General features: G+C 63.4%; 2 protein-coding genes. Both read right to left on the bottom strand.

Annotated features, from left to right (window positions below; genetic code table 11):
• Window positions 1-175: 175 nt before the first annotated feature.
• Window positions 176-1,378: a DegT/DnrJ/EryC1/StrS family aminotransferase gene (locus tag V6766_RS25400; RefSeq protein WP_448471018.1), complete on the bottom strand. Its 1,203-nt coding sequence runs from the start codon at window positions 1,376-1,378 to the stop codon at window positions 176-178.
• 15 nt (window positions 1,379-1,393) lie between these two features.
• Window positions 1,394-2,456 (bottom strand): D-cysteine desulfhydrase (locus V6766_RS25405; protein ID WP_448471019.1); only part of this gene is annotated, 1,063 nt, incomplete at its 5' end.

Raw genomic sequence — 2,456 nt, forward strand, 5'->3', positions numbered from 1 at the left:
TTCGCCATCGCCCTCGATCAGCGCCTTGATGCGCGATGGCACCTGCGGATTATTGTCGACGATCATCGGCACATGGTCGGCATCGTCCCTGGCCGGCGTGGCGGCAATGATGCGGCTCATCAGAAGCACCGTGGCTTCCGGTCCCATGCCGCCGATAATCCCGATCCGACGCATGTCAGGCAGCTCCCTTCAGGCGGAGTTGCTCGCCGCAATGGATGATGATCGCGGCGATCTGCGCGCAGTCCGCGATGGAAAAGGTCAGCGGGATGCGCATGTCGAACAGGCCGGAAAGCACCTGGTCGGTCTGCGGCAGCGCCTGATCGGCGATGAAGCGCCAGCTATGATGATTGCTGGTAAAGGCGACGGGATCGGCATCGCCGAACCATTTGAGCTCGACGCCGAGTGCCTTCGCATTGGCCACGAAGGCGCGGGCCGCGTCGGGCGCGATGCCCTCGATCAGGAACTGGATCGAGCTGCCGACGGGATGCTCCGCTGCCGGGCGCTCTGGTAGGTAAAACAGGCCGGAGGCCTTCAGCGCGGTTTCGATGGTCCGGTAGCGCTCGTTCCAGCGATCGATATTGGTCTTGAGCCCGGCAAGCTGCGGGCGCAAAATCGCGGCGCGCAGATTGTCCATCCGGCCGGAGCAGTTCGGGGTCTCAAGCCGCGCCTTTTCGAAATGGCTCTTGTCGGGCGCTGCGCCATGGCGCTCGTACAGCATATAGGAGCCGGAGAGGATGATGGCGCGGGCCATGAAAGCCGGGTCGTTGGAGGTGAGCAACCCGCCCTCGCCGGAATTCATATGCTTGTAGGTCTGGGTGCTGAAACAGGCGGCGAGGCCGAAATTGCCGCTTTTCGTGCCGTTCCAGCTCGCCCCCATCGTGTGAGCGCAATCCTCGATCACCATCAAGCCGTGACGGTCCGCGATCGCCATCAGCTGGTCCATGTCGGCGATATGGCCGCGCATGTGGGAGAGCAGCAGGAAACGCGCGCCGTCGGCCTTTTGCTCCAGATCGTCAAGGTCGATCACCAGATTGCGGGTGCATTCGACCAGCAGCGGCTTGCCGCCGGCATTGACGATCGCGCCGGGCACCGGCGACAGGGTGAAGGCGTTGGTCAACACCGCCTCGCCATGCTCCAGGCCCGCCGCCATCAGCGCGATATGCATGGCATAACCGCCCGACGCGCAGGCCAGACAATAGTCGACGCCCTGAAAGGCGGCGAACTCCGCCTCAAGCAGCGCCGCCTCGGCGGTCTCGCCGGCAACGGTGTTGTAGCGATGCAGCCGGCCGCTTTCGAGTACGCGCGCGGCGGCGGCGATCGCCGCCTCGCCGAGCGGTTCCTGCTGGGTAAATGCGCCCGCAAACGGTTTCGGTGCCATAAAGGAAATAACCTCCTATTCGGCGGCTGCGCGGGCAGTATGATCGAAGGCGAAGGCGCTTGTATAGCCAAACAAACCCGCCGAACCGCCGGTATGGAGAAAAACAATCCTTTCGCCCTTCTTGAACATACCCTTGCGGATCAGGTCGATAAGACCCGCAGCGCCCTTGCCCGAATAGACGGGATCGAGAAGGATGCCTTCGATCTGGGCAAACATCTCGATCGCCTCGATGGTGGAGGGTGCGGGAATGCCGTAGCCCTCGCCGACATAGTCGGTGTTGGCGACCACATCCTCGCGAGCGACGACGCCGGGGCAGCCGAGCTTTTCTGCGGTCGCGACAGCGAGCTTGTAGACGTTTTCCTCCTGTTTCGGCTTCGGCGCCCGCACGCCGATGCCGAGCAGCGGGATCTGCGCATTGATCGCCTTCAGGCCGACGATCAGGCCCGCCTGGGTGCCGGCGCTGCCGGTGGCATGCACCAGATGGTCGATCGCAATATCGCGTTCATTGGCCTGATAGACCAGTTCGAGCGCGCAGTTGGCATAGCCGAGCGCGCCGGTGGCGTTCGAGCCGCCGCCGGGGATGGTGTAGACGGTCTTGCCGGTCTTGCGGATTTCGTCGGCGACCGCTTCCATCTCGGCGTTCATGTCGAGCCCGCCGGGACGCTTTTCGGCGGTCGCGCCATGGAGGTAGTCGAGGAAGACGTTGCCGTTTTCATTGTAGTTCGGATCGTTGGAGCCGGTGCGGTCTTCGAGCAGGATATGGCAGGCCATGCCGAGCTTGGCGGCGGCCGCGGCCGTCTGGCGGGCGTGGTTGGACTGGGTCGCGCCTTGGGTCATTACGAGATCGGCCTTCATCGCCTGGGCTTCGGCCATCAGGAATTCCAGCTTACGGGTCTTGTTGCCGCCGGTCGAAAGCCCGGTGCAGTCATCGCGCTTGATCCAGATTTCGGGACCGCCGAGTTCCGCCGTCAGGCGGTCGAGCCGCTCCAGCGGCGTCGGCAGGTGGGCCAGATGAACGCGGGGAAAACGGGCGAGATGCATGGAAAACCAACCTTGAACAAATTGCGTGATTTCAAAT

It is taken from the genome of Martelella sp. AMO21009 (assembly GCF_053484295.1).

Coding starts and splice junctions, on each gene's coding strand:
- V6766_RS25400 (WP_448471018.1), bottom strand. CDS start 1,378: ATGGCACCGAAACCGTTTGCGGGCGCATTTACCCAGCAGGAACCGCTC.